At 62.7% G+C, this 16,479-nt stretch carries 15 protein-coding genes; 4 read left to right on the top strand and 11 right to left on the bottom strand.

Annotation, left to right across the window (positions count from 1 at the left end; genetic code table 11):
• Positions 1 to 21: 21 nt before the first annotated feature.
• The 5 genes from AB8C10_RS04520 to AB8C10_RS04500 form a co-directional block, all read right to left on the bottom strand.
• Positions 22 to 609 (bottom strand): Rv3654c family TadE-like protein, encoded by a 588-nt coding sequence (locus AB8C10_RS04520; RefSeq protein ID WP_296546524.1) that lies wholly within the window; start codon positions 607 to 609, stop codon positions 22 to 24.
• Positions 596 to 1,003 (bottom strand): TadE family type IV pilus minor pilin, encoded by a 408-nt coding sequence (locus tag AB8C10_RS04515; RefSeq protein WP_368866982.1) that lies wholly within the window; start codon positions 1,001 to 1,003, stop codon positions 596 to 598. The genes AB8C10_RS04520 and AB8C10_RS04515 overlap by 14 nt, the downstream gene beginning before the upstream one ends.
• Positions 1,004 to 1,192: 189 nt before the next feature.
• Positions 1,193 to 1,834, bottom strand: a complete 642-nt coding sequence (locus AB8C10_RS04510) for a DUF4244 domain-containing protein (protein WP_368866981.1) — start codon at positions 1,832 to 1,834, stop codon at positions 1,193 to 1,195.
• Between the two features lie 128 nt (positions 1,835 to 1,962).
• A complete protein-coding gene (locus tag AB8C10_RS04505) occupies positions 1,963 to 3,174 on the bottom strand; it encodes a type II secretion system F family protein (RefSeq protein WP_368866980.1) in 1,212 nt (403 codons plus the stop codon).
• Between the two features lie 42 nt (positions 3,175 to 3,216).
• The gene (locus AB8C10_RS04500; RefSeq protein WP_368866979.1) at positions 3,217 to 4,788 is read right to left on the bottom strand and encodes a CpaF family protein; all 1,572 of its coding nucleotides are present in this window, start codon (positions 4,786 to 4,788) and stop codon (positions 3,217 to 3,219) included.
• 270 nt (positions 4,789 to 5,058) lie between these two features.
• Between AB8C10_RS04500 and AB8C10_RS04495 the strand changes: the two genes are divergently transcribed.
• Positions 5,059 to 7,077: a bifunctional 3'-5' exonuclease/DNA polymerase gene (locus AB8C10_RS04495; RefSeq protein ID WP_368866978.1), complete on the top strand. Its 2,019-nt coding sequence runs from the start codon at positions 5,059 to 5,061 to the stop codon at positions 7,075 to 7,077.
• Between the two features lie 150 nt (positions 7,078 to 7,227).
• On the opposite strand, the gene AB8C10_RS04490 is transcribed toward AB8C10_RS04495, so the two are convergent.
• The gene (locus AB8C10_RS04490) at positions 7,228 to 7,992 is read right to left on the bottom strand and encodes a CoA pyrophosphatase (RefSeq protein ID WP_368866977.1); all 765 of its coding nucleotides are present in this window, start codon (positions 7,990 to 7,992) and stop codon (positions 7,228 to 7,230) included.
• A 45-nt stretch (positions 7,993 to 8,037) separates the two neighbouring features.
• The gene (gene nth / locus AB8C10_RS04485) at positions 8,038 to 8,949 is read right to left on the bottom strand and encodes an endonuclease III (protein ID WP_368866976.1); all 912 of its coding nucleotides are present in this window, start codon (positions 8,947 to 8,949) and stop codon (positions 8,038 to 8,040) included.
• A gap of 158 nt (positions 8,950 to 9,107) precedes the next feature.
• On the opposite strand from nth, the gene aroQ reads away from it, so the two are divergent.
• On the top strand, positions 9,108 to 9,548 hold the full coding sequence (aroQ, locus tag AB8C10_RS04480; protein WP_044150130.1) for a type II 3-dehydroquinate dehydratase: 441 nt from the start codon (positions 9,108 to 9,110) through the stop codon (positions 9,546 to 9,548).
• An 82-nt stretch (positions 9,549 to 9,630) separates the two neighbouring features.
• Here the strand turns inward: aroQ and AB8C10_RS04475 are convergent, their stop codons facing one another.
• Positions 9,631 to 10,809, bottom strand: coding sequence for a MarP family serine protease (locus AB8C10_RS04475; RefSeq protein ID WP_368866975.1), 1,179 nt, complete (start codon positions 10,807 to 10,809; stop codon positions 9,631 to 9,633).
• A gap of 495 nt (positions 10,810 to 11,304) precedes the next feature.
• Between AB8C10_RS04475 and AB8C10_RS04470 the strand changes: the two genes are divergently transcribed.
• Positions 11,305 to 11,982, top strand: coding sequence for a Crp/Fnr family transcriptional regulator (locus AB8C10_RS04470; RefSeq protein WP_005504653.1), 678 nt, complete (start codon positions 11,305 to 11,307; stop codon positions 11,980 to 11,982).
• A 106-nt stretch (positions 11,983 to 12,088) separates the two neighbouring features.
• Here AB8C10_RS04470 and AB8C10_RS04465 read toward each other — a convergent pair whose 3' ends face one another.
• The 3 genes from AB8C10_RS04465 to AB8C10_RS04455 all read right to left on the bottom strand — a co-directional run bounded on the left by AB8C10_RS04465 (position 12,089) and on the right by AB8C10_RS04455 (position 14,129).
• Positions 12,089 to 13,264: an NUDIX hydrolase gene (locus tag AB8C10_RS04465; RefSeq protein ID WP_368866974.1), complete on the bottom strand. Its 1,176-nt coding sequence runs from the start codon at positions 13,262 to 13,264 to the stop codon at positions 12,089 to 12,091.
• On the bottom strand, positions 13,257 to 13,739 hold the full coding sequence (locus AB8C10_RS04460; RefSeq protein ID WP_070831969.1) for a RidA family protein: 483 nt from the start codon (positions 13,737 to 13,739) through the stop codon (positions 13,257 to 13,259). Before AB8C10_RS04460 ends, AB8C10_RS04465 begins: the two co-directional genes overlap by 8 nt.
• Before the next feature lie 186 nt (positions 13,740 to 13,925).
• On the bottom strand, positions 13,926 to 14,129 hold the full coding sequence (locus AB8C10_RS04455; protein WP_005504647.1) for a hypothetical protein: 204 nt from the start codon (positions 14,127 to 14,129) through the stop codon (positions 13,926 to 13,928).
• 166 nt (positions 14,130 to 14,295) lie between these two features.
• Here AB8C10_RS04455 and AB8C10_RS04450 point away from each other — a divergent pair, with 166 nt between their 5' ends.
• Positions 14,296 to 16,452, top strand: coding sequence for a transglycosylase domain-containing protein (locus AB8C10_RS04450; RefSeq protein ID WP_368866973.1), 2,157 nt, complete (start codon positions 14,296 to 14,298; stop codon positions 16,450 to 16,452).
• Positions 16,453 to 16,479: the final 27 nt, after the last annotated feature.

Raw genomic sequence — 16,479 nt, 5'->3', positions numbered from 1 at the left:
ATCCCGGTGAGTACGAATAGCCTAGTCGGTGAGGTTTTCCGGTTCTACTGGACTTTCTGGCTCGGCTGGGTTTTCTGGGTCGGCGGGGCTTTCTGGTTCGGGCGCCGAGTCCCGCTCGGCTCCCAGCTCTTCCTCCAGCTCGGCGACCTCATCGGGGCTCAGCTCCTCCGCGTCCCCCGCCGCAGTCTGCTCTTCTTCGGGGTGCTCTTCCTCGGGGTGTTCAGCTCCCGCGCGGGCACGCACCCTCGCCGGGCCCAGCACACCCATGGGCCCTGCGACGGGGACAGCGACCGTCACCTCCACCGTTTCGGGGCGATCCGGAAAAGTGCAGGATTCCAGGTGCGCACCGTGGCGTTCGGCAAGCTCCGCCGCGACCGCGCACGGGTCGCCCTCTGTGAGCCCGCGGTAGGCATCCGCCGCCGCGAGCGCGCTCAAATCTGCGGCGGCGGACGCCCTGCGATTCGCAGAAACCACCCCAATCAGCCCGGCAATCACCACGGTCAGCACCAGCAGCGCGGCAATAATGGTGAGGGCGAGGACGGTGCCGCTACCCTCCTCGGGTTGTTCTTCCGCAGGGCAGTCAAGAACCGCGCTTTTATTCACCATCATTGCCGGCACTTTCTTCACTGTCAGCGCTTTCGTGATGCCCACCGCCGCCTTCAACGCGGGCATGGGCATCCGCCCGCAGCACCCAACCGGTCGCCGAACCAATCACCCCGGGGGCGGGGCGGCTCACCCGCACGTACACCTGCCGGGCGCGCCCCTCCCCTGCATCAACTGCGCCATCAGGAGAAACGGAAATCTGCACGCTCTGCGCCGGGTCGATGCGGCTGACGGCGGAGCGAATCTGCGCCTCGGAGTCTCCGCGGGCGGCGGCACGGGCAGCCGTCCGGGCGGACTCCTCCACCTTGAGCTGCGCAACCCCCGTGGAGGCGGCGCCCAGGCAGAGGGCGAGCACCACCGTCACGGCGGGTAGGGCGACAGCAAATTCAGCGGTAATCACGCCCTCCTCAGCGGGGCTCTTGTGCGGGGTTGAGAGTGCCGATTCCGTCCCGGTTTTCCCTGCGGGTCGAGCACACCGACAAGCACCCAAATTTACATGAGCGTTCATTCTTTATTCCTCCTTTCTAAACTGATTTTCCAGGGCTTACAACGCCCAGAACCGAACCCTATAGTGGACTTTACAAAGGCACTAGAGCAGCCCCGTATTGCCCGCAATCGACAGGGCGTTACGCACAATATCTAGGAGCATGGAACGCACTTCATCGGACTTGAGAATCAGCACCAGCAGACCCGCAAAGCCGACCGCCGCAAGCATCACAATGCCGTACTCCGCGGTGGAGGCGCCCTCCTCCGGATCACCCACCGGAGCGTACTCAGCGAATACCTTTTCATCACCCTCAGCGGGCACATATTCGGCACAGCCGGGCGCGTGCTCACCCAGACTGCGGCAGGTGGCGCCGCATTCGTCCAGGGTGCAACCCTCGGCGAGCGCGCGGGCAATGGTCAGTGCCTGCTCGGGGCTCAGGCGGTCCGTGTTCATATCAATCTCCATTTCGTGAGGGTCAATCCTGGGGCCGGCATGCTTCTGCTCAGAACCGGCGAAAAGTTCGGTATCGGTGAAGAGCTCGGGGCATTCTTCGCGCAGCTGCTTCATGGTGGTTGCGATGGCAACGGACAGCGGCACGGGCCCCAGAATCGTCTGCGTTTCAGCATCGTGCGCGGCACCGAGCGCGGCGGGCTGAATTTCACGCGGAGCGCCGACCGGGGCAGTAACCAGAGCACCGCCCGGGTGCAGATCGTGGCGGATTGCTTCGCAGAGAGTGTTCGTCATTGGTTTTCCTTTCGTTGTGCCCCGGTCATTCGGGGCAGGGTGGGTGCTCGTCTGCGTTCTTGGCAGATGGGCGAGGGTCTAAACTTTCGGCATTTCAGCTAGTCAACAGCGCTTATGGGCATGGTTCTTTAGCCCGTCAGCGTGGGTAGTAGCGAAATGAGGATGGGCACAATACCCAAACAAATAAAGGCGGGCAGCGAACACAGACCGAGGGGCACCACGAGCGCGACGGAGAGCTTTCCGGCGGCGCGTTCTGCCGCGCGGCGTTCACTGAGGCGGTGCGCATCGGCAAGGGAGAGCAGTAGCGCAGTGCTGGGTGCGCCACCCGTATAGGCGGGGGCGAGCGCATCCCGCAGCTCACCGAATGTTCCCGCCGCGGATCCCGACCAGGCACTCCCCCAGCCGCTGCCCATCTGTAGGCGCTGGCAGACCGTGTGTAGCGGTCGGCTATTGAGCGCCTCGGAGAGGGTGCCCAGGGCGGCGAGCGGCGCAAGCCCGGCGCGTAGTTGCGCGGCGAGTAGTTCCAGCACGAGGGCGGTATCAACGGGCGGCACGTTCGAGGTTTGGTCGCCCCCGCTACCTGCCGCGCTTTCCACCTCAGCCCGATGCACGAGCGCGGCGGTCCAGCGGCGCCCGGCGAAGGCGAGCCCCAGCCCCAGCAAGCCGGTGAGCGCTCCAAGAATGGAGCCGGTCAGCACACCCACGGGGTCGCTTCCCATGAGCACTCCCAACCCCAGGCCGAGCAGCGGAAGCCAGGAGAGGATTCTGCCGGTGGCGCGCGGTGCGGCGAGGGCGCTCTGCCTGCCCAGGAGCGCGTCGATGCGTTCTTCGGCGTGTTCGGCGGCGCGTTCCAGGCTCGTGGCGAGCGGTGCACCGGCGCTCTCGCTCATCTGCAGACTCAACTGCAGGTCGTGCAGGCGCTCGCGGCTGTGCGGGCGCATCCGGGTGCCGCTTTCGAGCAGTTGCGTGCAGGCGAGGTGCGCGGGCGCACCCCAGGAGGTGACCGTGGCGAGTGCCTGCGTAAAGCGGCGAATGTCTTCGGCGCACCGCTTCTGCCCGTAGTCTTCGGAGAGGGGCGAGGAGCTTCGCCCTCGTCGGAGTCGGGTGCTTTTCTTCGCAGGCGTTTTCTCCGTACCCGGCAAAGGTTCACTCTCCCCGAGCTGCCCGGAGCCCGGGTTGGTATGCACCGCCTCCTGCAGGGGAATACCTGCACGCAGGTTCAGGGCGAGGGTGCGCAGCATGAGCGGCCACATGCGCATTTCCTCGGCGCTGGCGGGCCCGGCGATACGCTCAGCCCAGCGCTCGCGAAGGTTTCCATTACTCTTCTCTTTCTGCTTCATTGCTTCCTCCTTTCACGTTTTCCGTTCCCCCCATTTCGGGGACTAGTACCCAACATTGGGTTCGGTAGAAATACGCCTGACCTGCAGGTACTCTTCGCTCCCCTCAACTGCGGGGTGCAGGCTGTAAATACCCTCGATGCGGCGGCGACCCTCCCGGTGCTCCAGGTGGATAATGCGTTCAAAAGCGGTTGCCGTATGTAGAGCGACCGTTCTACTATCCAGTCCGGCGAGCGCACCCAAAGCGCACAAACGCAGGGGCACCGCCTGCGCACTATTGGCGTGCAGGGTCGTTCCGGCGCCGCGGTGGCCGGTGTTCATGGCGGTCAGCAGATGCACCACCTCCGCGCCGCGACACTCACCCACCACGAGCCGATCCGGACCCATGCGCAGCGCCTGCACAATCAGCTCGCCCAACCCAATTTCGCCTGCGCCTTCGGAGTTGGCGGCACGGGTTTTGAGGGCAATCACCTGCTCATGCTGCGGCGCAAGTTCCGGGGTATCTTCGAGCAAAATGAGGCGCTCCTGCGGCGTACACAGACCCAGCAGGGCGTTGAGCAGCGTGGTTTTGCCAGTGCCGGTGCCGCCGCTAATCAGGAACCCGCGGCGTTCAGCAATCATGCGGCGCAGGTAGGCGGCAGTCGCCTCATCGCACAGCCCAGCAGCCTGCAGTTGCGCCAGGGTGGGGCGTTCGCGGGCGGGCAGGCGAACGGATAGCCGGGTGCGTTCACTCAGCGGCGGGATAATCGCATGGATTCGCCGACCGTGCTCGTCGCTGACGTCTGCCGCCGGATGCGCGGCGTCCAGCTGCCCGCCGTACCTGCGGATGAGCCGCTCGGCAAGGTCACGCACGCGCCGCTCATTGCCGAGGCTCAGCGCCACGGGGCGGGTGGTTCCGTTGATGCCCACCCAGATATCGCAGGGTGAGTTCACGTAAATATCGGTAATCGTTCCGAAGCGTTGCCCCTCGTCAAGGAGGAGATCGAGGGCACCGAGGCCGTAGAGTTCCGCAGCGAGGTAGCGCAGCGCGGTCTGCCGGTTGACGGGCACATATTCCACGCTGGGGTAGCTCCAGGAGGCGGGTGCGGGCGGCGCCGTTTTGGCACGGAATTTTCGGGGCTTCGCTGCATTGGTTCCAGCTGCGCTCGCGTTTCCCAGAGCATTCCCTAAGGCATTCCCCGCACATCCGCCGTCGATGGCGCAGATTGCCTCGTCCACGGCGTTTTCGAGGACCTCGCGGAGGGGCTGGGATTCCTGGAGCGATCCACCGCCCGCGGTGTTTGCACTATGCGCAGCAGTTGCACCCTCTGCGGGCGGTCGTTCCCCAGCCTTCTCGAACCCACCATTGAATCCACCGCTAAAACCACCCAGGGCGATAGCGCTCATCTGCGGCGAGCGCAGGATTAGCTCGCGGGCGTGCAGGGCGACGGCGCGGGCGCGATAGTCCTCGGGGATAAGCAGGGCGGGCAGCGAGTGCGCACCGGTATTCTGTGCGCCCGACTGGTTCGCTCCCTGCGCCTGCGTGCTTGGACTCTGCGTGCTTAGATTCTGCACGGCGCTGGTCGGGTAGCCATTGGGACTACCAGTGTTGCTGGCGGGATTGCTGGTGGGGTTCATGGCTCTAGGAGAGCATTGCACCCGCCCCAATTATTTAAGAGAATGATCGTTCTGTGGATAACCCCTCAAGCGCCCCGAAATATCCACGATGCACGCACCCCAAACGAACAAAACGCACGCATCCGACGCTTTTATGACAAACCGCGGCGTTTTCCGCTCTCTCGCTCCCGCCGTACTTTTCGCCCGTGTCCCGAGGCCGTCCCCACCCGCAAACACCCACCCGCGACCACAAACCGCGCGCCTTTGCAGCCGGTCACCGATAATGGAAGGATGTACGTTCTGCTCAGTCCTGCCACCGGCGCGGGTATTACCGCCCAGACCGGTACCCCCGCGCACCCGGTCACCTCGGCTATTGCCGCGGGTGCGTCGTCGCGCGGTACCCAGCCGGTGACGTCGTGGGGTGCTTTTCATTTTTCGGCGCCGACCGCTGAGCAGTTGCAGGACCCGGCCTTTATTCCGCGGATTACGCGTGCGGATCGGGTGAGTGCGGCGAATCTTCCGGCGTATGTGCGTGAGGTGGAGCGCCAGGCGGCAGAGTTTCCAGAGGCGCGTTTTCCGCGCTGGATTTGGGCTGATACCCGCCACGTTGACCCGCTGCTTCTGCGCCGCGGGGTGCGGGTGCACCTGTGCCATGATTTGCGTCTGGTGCAGCGGATTTTGGTGACTGCGGCTACGCATCCGAGTGGTTTTGTGGAGTACAGCCCGGTGCTGGATCTTTCTGATGTGCGTGAGGCGGTGGAGCCTCAGGGGTATCTGCCGGTGGCGCGGCAGATTCAGGGTCAGGAGGAGCTGTTCGGTGCCGATTTTTTGAGCGCGCCCGCGACCTCCTCCGCCGCACCCGCTGCCAGCACCTCGCCGTCCCCCGCGGATTCCTCCCCGGATTTCCTGGAGGCGGCGCCTCATGAGCCTTTCACCCCGCAGCTGGCGGCGGGCCCGGTGACTCTGCTTCCGGAGCATCCGGTGGTGCGCGTGTTGATGCGTGAGTGGCTGGCGCAGGCGCGCGCTATCGGTGCGTCGAGGCACCCGGAGCGGCTACGTCTTTTGGCGGCGGCGGAGTCTGCCGGTGCGTTGGTGGCGGCTGAGATTGGCTATTACGGCATCCCGTTCAATGTGCAGGCGCATCATGAGCACCTGTGCGAATTGTTGGGTCCGCGCCCGGTGCCTGGTGAGCGTCCGCAGAAGATGCAGGAGTTGGCGGAGCAGATTCAGCGCATGCTGTTTATGCCGTCGTTGAACCCTGATTCGCCGCAGGATCTTTTGCGTGCTCTGCAGTCTGCGGGGGTTTCGGTGAAGTCGACACGCTCGTGGGAGTTGAAGAGTTGGGCGGATGCGATTCCGGCTCAGCGGGATAAGCGCTGGGCGCTGATTGACCCGATTCTGCGGTATAAGAAGCTGTACCGTATTTGGACTGCTAACGGCTGGACCTGGGCTGATACCTGGGTTTCTGAGGGTGCGTTCCGCCCGCATCTTGAGGTGGGCGGCGCCGCGACCGGGCGCTGGGGTGCATCCGGCGGTGGCGCGCTACAGCTTCCTGCGGAGATTCGTCAGGCGGTGCAGGCGCCGGAGGGTCAGGTGCTGACGGTGACGGATGGCTCGCAGATTGAGCCACGTATCCTGGCGGCGTTGAGCCGTGATGAGGCGCTCGCTTCGGCGGGTCGCGGCGCTGACCTGTATGCGGGTATTGCCGAGCTGGCGCGCCTGAAGGGCGTGGGTTTGACGGAGCGTTCCCACGCGAAGGTGGGCATGCTGGCGATTATGTACGGCGGCCGCAGCGGTGAGATTGGTGCGCTGTTGCCGCATGTGGCGGCACTTTTTCCGCAGGCGATGGAGTTTACGGAGCGTGCGGCTCGTATTGGTGAGGCGGGCGGTCAGGTAACGACTTTTTTGGGTCGTACGTCCCCGCCGGTGGATGAGCGTTTCCGTGAGATTGTGGCTGATCGATCGTCGCCGGCGGCTGAGTCGCGTGCGGTGTCGACGGCGCGTGCGCACGGGCGTATGACCCGCAATTTTATTGTGCAGGGTACGGCAGCTGAGTGGGCTCTGTGTTGGATGGGCGCAGTGCGTTCTCGTCTGTTGTCGGAGCGGATTTTTGGTATGCCGATGCGCACCCGCATTGTGTATTTTTTGCACGATGAGCTTCTGCTGTGCGGTCCCGAGCTGGAGGCGGATCGCGTGGAGCGTATTGTGCGTGAGGGCGCTGCGGAGGCGGCGCGTCTGCTGTTCGGTCGGGTGCCGGTTGATTTTCCGGTGTCGGTGGCGCGGGTGCGCAACTACGCTGAGGGTAAATAATCTGCGGTAAATGATCAGCCGCGCATAAGCGGCACCGTGCAACAAAAAATAGGGGCGGCGGGTAGCTTCGTTCAAGCTACCTGCCGCCCCTATCTGCGCACTATTCTGCACCCTGTATCCGCTGGTCAGGCGCTTATTCTGCGAAGAGCTTTACTCCTCGTAGCCGGGTGCCGGGCGCATCTTTTTCTTGTCCCAGGGCACGGCCCAGCCGAGCGAGTCAAAGATTCGGTCAAGCAGGATTGCGGTGAATCCCCAGACAGTAAATTCTTCGCCGCCGGGCATGCACACCTCGAAGGCGGGGGTGCGGTGTGAGGTGCGGCCGCGCTTGACGTAGGCGGTGTGCCGGTTGGCGGGGTTGAGCAGGTCGCGCACGGGCACGCGGGCGATGAGCGCGGATTCGTTGTGGTCGACGACTTCGACGGGTACGGGGCTGTTCCACCAGCCGATGACGGGGGTGACCATGAAGTTGCTGATGGGTAGCGGCAGGGTGCGCAGCTGGCCGAGGATCTGCACGCCGGCGGGGTCGAGCCCGGTTTCTTCGACCGCCTCGCGCAGGGCGGCGATGTGGGCGACGGGTTCGCCGGTGGTTTCGGCGAGCGCGTAGTCTTCGGGGTCGATTTTGCCGCCGGGGAAGGCGGGCTGACCGGCGTGTGAGCGCAGGGTTGCGGCACGCACGAGGAGTAGCACGTCCAGGTCGGCGCTGACGTTTTCGGGGCAGCCTTCAAATTCGCCGGTGGAGGGCGAGTTGTCGAGCACGCCGAAGAGGATCAGCACGGCGGCTTCTCTGCTGAGGGGGCTGGCGGGTGCGCTGCGTAGCAGGGCTTGGACGTCGAATTCCACGCCGCCTTCTGCCAGGGCGGTCAACGCCTGCTGGGCGGGGTGTTGCGCCTCCTGCTGGGGCGAGTTTTCGCTCATCTGTGTACCTCTTTTCTGCGCGGCTGCGTTCCGGTTCAGTCGCCGTTAGGCGCTGAGCGGGTAGCCTTCTGCCATGAGTTCGCGGCGGGTTGCTCCCTGCAGGAATCGCAGGTGCAGGTCTTCTCGGCCGGGTGCCATTTCGTATTTCATGAGTTTACGTGCTGCCTGCTCGTTCGTCTCCCCGGCGCCGTAGGACGGGCAGAGGTCGGCGACGGGGCATACGCCGCAGGCGGGCTTTTTGGCGTGGCAGATGCGGCGGCCGTGGTAGACCATGCGGTGCGAGAAGAGGGTCCAGTCTTTGCGTTCGATGAGTTCGGCGACGTCTTTTTCGACTGCTTCGGGGGCGTCTGCGGTGGTGAACCCCATGCGGCGGGCGAGGCGGCCGAAGTGGGTGTCTACGGTCAGTCCGGGCACGTCAAAAGCGTTTCCGAGGACTACGTTCGCGGTTTTGCGGCCGACTCCGGCGAGTTCTACGAGCTCTTCGAGGGTTGAGGGAACCTGCCCGTTGTGGCGTTCTACGAGCTGCTGGGAGAGGGTGACGATGGAGCGTGCCTTGGCGCGGTAGAAGCCGAGGGACTGGATGTAGGGTTCGACCTCTTCGGTGCGTGCGGAGGCGAGCGCGGCGGCGTCCGGGTAGCGTGCGAAGAGTGCACCGGTGACGGAGTTGACGCGCACGTCGGTGGTTTGCGCCGAGAGCACGGTGGCGATGAGCAGTTCGAAGGGGTTGTCGAAGTCGAGTTCTGCGACGGCGTAGGGGTAGGTTTCGCCGAGGATACGGTTGATTTTGCGGGCGCGGCGCACGGTGGCGAGGTGGCTTTCGGGTGCGCGTGCCTTGAGACGGCGGGCTGCGGCGGCGGCCTTGAATTCGGGGACGAAGCGAATCTGCAGGAGCGATTCGCTGTTCTGTGCCGCGTTGTTCTGTGCGTCAGCTACGGGCTGGGTGGCGTTCTCGGTCATAGCGCGAGGTTACCGGGCTTTGGGTGTGGGCGGTAGCGAGGTTCACCGTACTTGGCGCGTGGCGTTTCTCTCCCCTGTTTCTTTCCCCTCCCCGTCATTTTCTGGGCAGTTCGCGTCGGCTCCTGCTGTGCGGGCGTTCGCTGTGCCACACTGGTTTTATGTCAGATACGATTTTTGTGCTTAATGGACCGAATTTGAACCTGCTTGGGCAGCGCCGCCCCGAGGTGTACGGCTACACCACTCTGCACGATATTGAGCGTATGGTGCGTGAGCGCGCGGCGGATCATGGTTTTGATGTTGAGTTTATGCAGTCGAATCATGAGGGTGCGCTGGTGGATGAGATTCAGCGTGCTCGTACTCGTGGCGCGGCGATTATTATCAACCCAGCGGCGTACACGCACACCTCGGTGGCACTACATGATGCGCTGGAGGCGGCTGAGCTTCCGGTGGTTGAGGTGCACCTGTCGAATGTGCATCGTCGCGAGGAGTTCCGTCATCATTCGTTTGTGTCGCCGCAGGCTACCGCGGTGATTGCCGGTGCGGGTGCGTACGGCTACGTTATGGCGGTTGATTTCCTAGCACAGCATTTGGCGGAATAGCCCCGCCTATCCTCCCCCTTTGTTAAATAGTTCAGGCTCCCGTTCCTCGCTAAAGGTTCGGGAGCCTGAATGTTTTTGCTAGCTACTTGCGGCAGGATCCGGTGGAGACTGCGGTGGTGTTGTCGCCGCCTTCTGCCAGTGCCTGCTTGAGGGTGCTTGCGGTGATGGCGTAGCCGGTCTGGCCGCTGGTTGCCCTACCGAAGATTACACCGACCACGTTACCGTTTTCGTCGAGGACGGGGCCGCCGGAGTTGCCGTGCTGCACGTCGGCTGCCAGCTGGTAGACCTGGCGCATGGCGTTGGCTCGACCGGTGTCGGCGTCGATGGTCTGGGTGTTGCCGATGCCCTGCACGGTGGCGGGCAGTGCCTTGAACGGGCCGCCCTTGGGGTAGCCCATGAAGGTCACGAGGCTACCTGCGGTGGCGTTGGTGCCGATGGTCAGCGGTGCAAGCGGCAGCTTGGGCACGCTGATGAAGGCGAGGTCCTGTTCGGTGTCCATGTAGACGACGGTGCCGGGCCAGGTGCGTCCGCGGGAGTCTTGCACGACCGGGGAGGTCACGCCGGCGACCACGTGGGCGTTGGTGACGACCAGGCCGTTATCCGCCACGAAGCCGGAGCCGGTGGAGGTGTAGCCGCACTGCTCTGCGGCGCCCAGAATCTCAACGACCGAGGCTGCCGCCTGGTCCAGTGCCGCGGATTCTACGGTCTGGGTGGGTGCGCTGGTTTCGGGCGCGATGAGCTGGCTGACTTCCGGAATGGTTCCGAAGGCGAGCACGTCGTTGCGTACCGTGTTGATGCGGTCCTTGACGACCTCGGGGGTGGAGGCGACCATCCAGGAGAGGGTCTTGGATTCGCTGAGCGCGGTGTTGAGCTGCGGGATGGGCACGGTGCGCATGGAGATGGTCAGCACAACCATGACCAGGGCGCAGGCGGCGAGGTTCAGCACACCGCCGAAGAAGCGTTCAATACCCTTGAGCGGGGTGATGTCGGTGACCTTCCGGATGGTGCGTCCGGCGATGAGGCCGAGCCACTGTCCGATGGTCAGGCAGATGATGAGCACACCGACAGCGGTAATGAGGCTCCACTGGGATCCCACGGAGGCAACGGCGAGGGGCACGAGCCAGGCTGCTGCGCAGACACCCAGGCCCAGGCCGAGGAAGGTTCCGAGGGTGGTGAAGAATCCGCTGCGGACTCCGGCAAGGAAGTAGAGCAGCAAGATGATGGGGATAGCAATATCAAGCAGGTTGATGCCAGTCGTCACGACTAATTGCCTCCTTGGTGGGTAGAAATGGTCGCGGTGTGCCCAATGTGGTTGGTGCGGGCTGGCGCCCGGTGAGTGGGTGGCACGCTGTACCCTGCGGCGGGTGTGGCGGGCGGTTCCGGGGTTGTTGAGACCGGGTTCTGCCTCGTCGCATCGTACCGCGTGTGGAGGCGGTGCGCCTCCTTGTCATGAGGGTTTGTCATGAGGGTGTCAGCGTGCTTGGTACCGAAAAAAGTACACACCTGAATGCTTGATATTAGGGGCTGAACCTGTGGGTAAGCTTTGAATTTTCTCGAAAGAAATAACTTTTGCTGTAAAGCGCCCTATATCGGAATGCATAAAGCGCTTTTTTAGGGTACGCTCATATCAGTTGAATATGTCACACTAGCTTGAGCCTTCTCACATTTCAGATGTTGAGACGCATGACACCGGTTCGGGCTCACTCACTGAACATTTACGAGCTTCGGCTCATCACCTCATATCTAGGAGAACTTTATGGATCTCGAGATCCTCCGTCGTACCCCTCTCTTTGCTAACCTCGACGATGCAGCTTTCGCTCTGCTGACCGATGACATTCAAGAGATTGACCTCTCCCGCAACGCTGTCCTCTTCTACGAGGGTGACCAGGACGACCAGCTCTTCGCTGTGCTCTCCGGTAAGGTCAAGCTGGGCCGCACCGCCGCTGACGGCCGCGAGAACATGGTCGCGATTATGGGTCCCGGTGACGTTTTCGGCGAGATGGCTCTCTTCGATCCTTCGCCCCGTTCGACCAACGCTGTGGCTGTTTCTGAGACCCGCTTGGCTGCCATCAAGCACGAGTCCTTCAAGCGTGCACAGCAGCTGGACCCCTCGATTTCCGATCAGGTTATTAAGACCCTGGCTCGCCGCCTGCGCCACGCTAACGAGGCACTGGCTGACCTGGTCTTCTCCGACGTTCCCGGCCGCCTTGCTAAGGCGCTGCTGGATTTGGCTGACCGCTTCGGCCGCCCCGCAACCGACGGCGTGCTCGTTGCTCACGAGCTGACCCAGGAAGAGCTGGCACAGCTGGTTGGCGCATCCCGCGAAACCGTGAACAAGGCTCTTGCCGAGTTCGTTTCTCGTGGCTGGATTCGCCTGGAGGCACGCGCGGTGGTCATTCTGGACCTGCCCCGCCTGCGCCAGCGTTCCCGCTAAAGACGCACGACTTAAAAAGATCAGGAGCCGTTTCCCTCTGCATGGGGAAACGGCTCCTGATTTCTTTAACGCTTCATCTCACGAGCGTACGAATGCGGCAAACCCGTTAGAGCACGCCCATCGCGCCGGTGTACATGGAACCGGTCGTCGCCGGGACCACCTCGGTGAAGGAGAGCATGCACGCACCGTTGTGGGTGACGAGCACAGGCTTCTTCACCTCAATCTTGCGGCGCTTGGACAGCCACGCCACGGAGGTCTGTGCCTTCGCCAGCGATTCGAGCAGGCACATCACGCCGGGGGTGATGAGCTGGTCGAGGGTGCGGCCCACGGTGTTGGGCTGGCCGATGCGGTCGCCCAGTTCGCTGGTGTCCTTGGCTTCGAGCAGTTCGCGCACGTTCAGCCAGTCGCCCCACACGCCCTTACCGAGCAACAGCTTCGGGTCCTGGCCCACGGGCAGAGCCGTGCTGAAGTAGGCGATGTCGTAGCGCTTGAGGAAGAAGTCCGGGGACTGCCAGCGCGCCACGGGGCGCAGCAGGTCGGCGCGCACGCTCAAGCCGCTGGAGGTCAGGAAGTCCGAGAAGCTCTTATCCTGAGCCGCAACTGCCTCGCGCCACGCCATGAGCTCGGGGGTGCTGGAGCGCTCCACCACGTCCTGTTCATCCTCGCCGGCAAGCAGAATGCCGGTCTCTTCGAAGGATTCACGCACGGCAGCCATGACGCTGCGGCGTGCCTGAGCGATGTCGGAGAAGTGGAACTGCTCTTCCCAATATTCGGCGCCGGGGCCAACCCAGGAGGCGGACTCATCATCACCGGGAAGAGCCGTACCTCCGGGGAAAGCGACCACACCCAGCGGGGAAACACCAGGGCGGTAGGTCAGAATCGTTTCGAGACCGTTGTCGCCGTCGCGCACAAAAATGACGGATGCCGCCTGGCGCATCGTGCAGCCGGTCGCACCTTCGTTGCCGCCTTCGCGCCAGCTTTCGGCGGCGGTGCGCATGAACTCGGGAATCGTGTAGAGACGCTGAATGCAGGAGGTGCGCGGGTTAGCCGCGGACTGTCGACCGGTGAACATGCGCGGGCGTTCCACGCCATCAGCCGGGGTGGGGGTGCCGAAGCGGCGTTCCTGCACCGGCAGGGGCAGGGTCTTGATATCCTGCGACTCGCCGAATCCGTGGCCGTCGATACCGTTCACCGTCTTTTGGGCACCACTTTGTGCTGCCCGCTGAGCCTGGGCAGCACGAATAGCAGACAGCGGCAGCGCGCCGGTGTACAGATTAGACATACTCAACGATAATCTCGACCTCTACGGGCGAGTCCAGGGGAAGAACGGGAACACCCACGGCGGAGCGGGCGTGCTGGCCTGCCTCGCCGAAGATTTCGCCGAGCAGTTCGGAGGCGCCGTTAATGACGGCGGGCTGAGCGGTGAAGTTCACCTCGGATGCCACGAAGCCAACAACCTTCACGACGCGCTGCACGCGGTCCAGGTCGCCAATGACGGACTTGACCGCCGCCAGGGCGTTAAGCAGGCTGATACCCGCGTACTTCTTCGCATCCTCGGGGGTCACGAAGCCTTCAGCGCCGGAGTCGGACACCTTACCGGTTTCGGGCAGAGCGCCGTCAACGAAGGGCAGCTGGCCGGAGGTGTACACGTAGGAGCCGGAGGTCACCGCGGGAACGTAGGCGGCAACGGGGGCGGGTGCTACGGGCAGTTCGTAACCGAGTTCGCGGATACGTGCTTCAATACGGGATTCAGTCATGATTACTCCAGAAGGATGGCGGGTGCTGGCACCCAAACGGTGATAGGGGGAACGCCGCAAATCTAAACGCTACTGATATTCAGGCAGCTGTTAAACGGCTAACCGGCGGCCTTCCTCATCTATTCCCGCGCTCCCCTAGTTAAAGGGAGAGTCGGGATAGCGAGGTGACCGCCGGGTACGCTGCTCTTAGTCAGCCTTCTCGCGCTTAAAGTAGGCGATGGGGTTGCCCTGAGTCGGAGCGACCATGTTCGACGCGGGGGTTGCGCCAGCAGGTGCGGATGCGCCGGGGAGAACGGTTACGAGCTCCCAGCCGTCTTCACCCCAGTTATCGAGGATCGCCTTGGTCGTGTGGATCATCAGCGGTACAGTTGCGTATTCCCATTTCTTCATACCCTCTAGCCTAGCTTTCAGGACCGAATAAGTAAAAGGGATTCACTATGGTTTTGGTCAATGTCCGGCGCTTTTGGTGGCTTTATTCTCAGGGCTGAGGTGCCCGCGTCCCTATGGGGTGCCGAGACGGGCTTCTTCTCACAGTTTCATGGGATAAACTGAATGAATGGCTTCATCTAAGAAAACCCGTGCGCGTCGCCGTCCGGGAGATTTTTTGCAGTTCCTCGCGTTCAGCGTGATTGCCGGTTTCCTCGCGGCAATCATTGTCGTACCCCCGGCTGTGAGTGCCGGTATGGTCGCGAACGCGTCGATGTCATGGTTCCAGGACCTTCCTGACGACATTGCCGATGGCATCTCCTCCCGTCCTTCTACTATTTACGCTGCTGACGGCAAGACCGAAATCGCGACCTTCTTCGAAGAGAACCGTGAGCCGGTCAAGCTGGATCAGATTTCTCAGAAGATGAAGGACGCCATCGTCTCGGTTGAGGACCGTGACTTCTACAATCACGGCGCTGTCTCCGCTATCGGTATTGGTCGTGCGTTCCTGAACAACATCATTAACTCCGGTAGCGGCCGCCGTCAGGGTGCATCCACCCTGACCCAGCAGTACGTTAACAACCTCATCGTTGATGCCGCTGTGGCTCGCGGTGAGGACGCTACCGCAACCCTGAACGGTAACAAGACTTACGCCGCAAAGATTCGCGAGATGAAGCTTGCGATTTCTATGGAGCAGAACAAGTCCAAGGACGAAATCCTTGAAGGCTACCTGAACATCGTGAACCTCGGTGGTTCGAACTACGGTGTTGAGGCTGCTGCACAGTACTACTGGGGTATTTCCGCTAAGGACCTGAACGTGGCTCAGTCCGCGCTTCTTGCCGGTCTGGTGCAGGCACCGAACGTGTACGACCCGACCGTGAACCCCGAGCTCGCCCGTGAACGCCGCGACATCGTTCTGGGCACCATGCTCCGCGACGGCAAGATTACCGACAAGGAATACAGCGACGCCATCGCCAGCGACATTAAGCTCAACGTCCACCCCAAGTCCCAGGGTTGCTCCCTGGCGGGTGACAAGGCGTTCTTCTGCCGCTACGTGGTCAACTACCTGCTGCAGGACGAGTCCCTCGGCGCAACCGCTGAGCTGCGCAACACCGCGATTAAGCGTGGCGGCCTGAAGGTTGTCACCACCCTGAACCCCGAGGCTCAGACCGCGGCAAAGCAGGCAGTGGACTCCACCCAGCCGGCAGCCACCAACTGGAACGACGTGAACTCCGCGCTGACCAGTGTTGAGCCCGGCACCGGCCGCGTCATCGCCATGGCTCAGAACACCGAGCTCGGCACCCCTGCTGACGCGAACGACCACTCGAAGACCGAGTACAACTACAACGTTGATTCCGCATACGGCGGTACCAGGGGCTTCCAGCCCGGCTCGACCTTCAAGCCGATTATTCTGGCTCAGTGGCTCCGAACCGGCCGCGGTGCGAACGGCACCGTGAACGGTACCCAGCTGTTCTGGCCCACCAGCTTCGGCTGGAACGCCAAGTGCTACGACGGCGGTAAGTACTACTACACCGGTCAGCCGAACGGCTGGTCCTACAAGAACGCAGTCAACGGCGGTCTGACCTACGGTACCGCTGCGTACGGTATTCGCCAGTCATTGAACTCGTACCTGTACGGCATGCTCTCCCAGATTGACCTGTGCGATGTGCACGACCTGTCCATCAAGATGCACGCGCTGGACGGTACCGGCGAGCCGCTGCACAGCATCCCCGACCTGGGTACCAACATTGGTGGTACCAAGTACGGTATTTCCCCGCTGACCAGCGCATCCATGTACGCTATCTTCGCTTCTGAGGGTAAGTACTGCACCCCCCGCCCGGTCGATAAGATCACCAAGACCAACGGTGAGACCCTCAAGGAATACCAGAACCAGTGTGAGCAGGTTCTGGATCCGGACATCGCGAACGGTGTCAGCTGGGTTCTGAAGGGCGTTATCCAGCCTGGCGGTTCCGCATCTCAGCGCGGTATTGGTCTGCCGAACGGTTCGGCTGCGAAGACCGGTACGAACGATAACTCCTCCCAGACCTGGCAGGTGGGCTACACTCGTGGCCTGTCCACCGCGTCTTGGGTTGGTTCGAACAACCTTGGCTTCCGCTCCCTGAACGGTGTGGGCATTAACGGTCGAGTTCTCGAGTACGTCGATGGTGCAACCTACGCGGGTGCACAGTGGCAGTCGTTCATGAAGACGATCGCTCCGAAGTACGACACGAAGGACTTCACCACCCCCAGCGATAAGGTTCTGTCGTACAGCTCGAATCCTAGCTAATCCAGCTGAAGCCTGAAAGGCGATTGA

The sequence above is a fragment of the Rothia mucilaginosa genome, from assembly GCF_964210535.1.
Taxonomy (GTDB): Bacteria; Actinomycetota; Actinomycetes; order Actinomycetales; family Micrococcaceae; genus Rothia; species Rothia mucilaginosa_F.
Note: the sequence above shows the minus strand (reverse complement) of the source record. Positions and strands in the feature narration are given on the sequence as shown.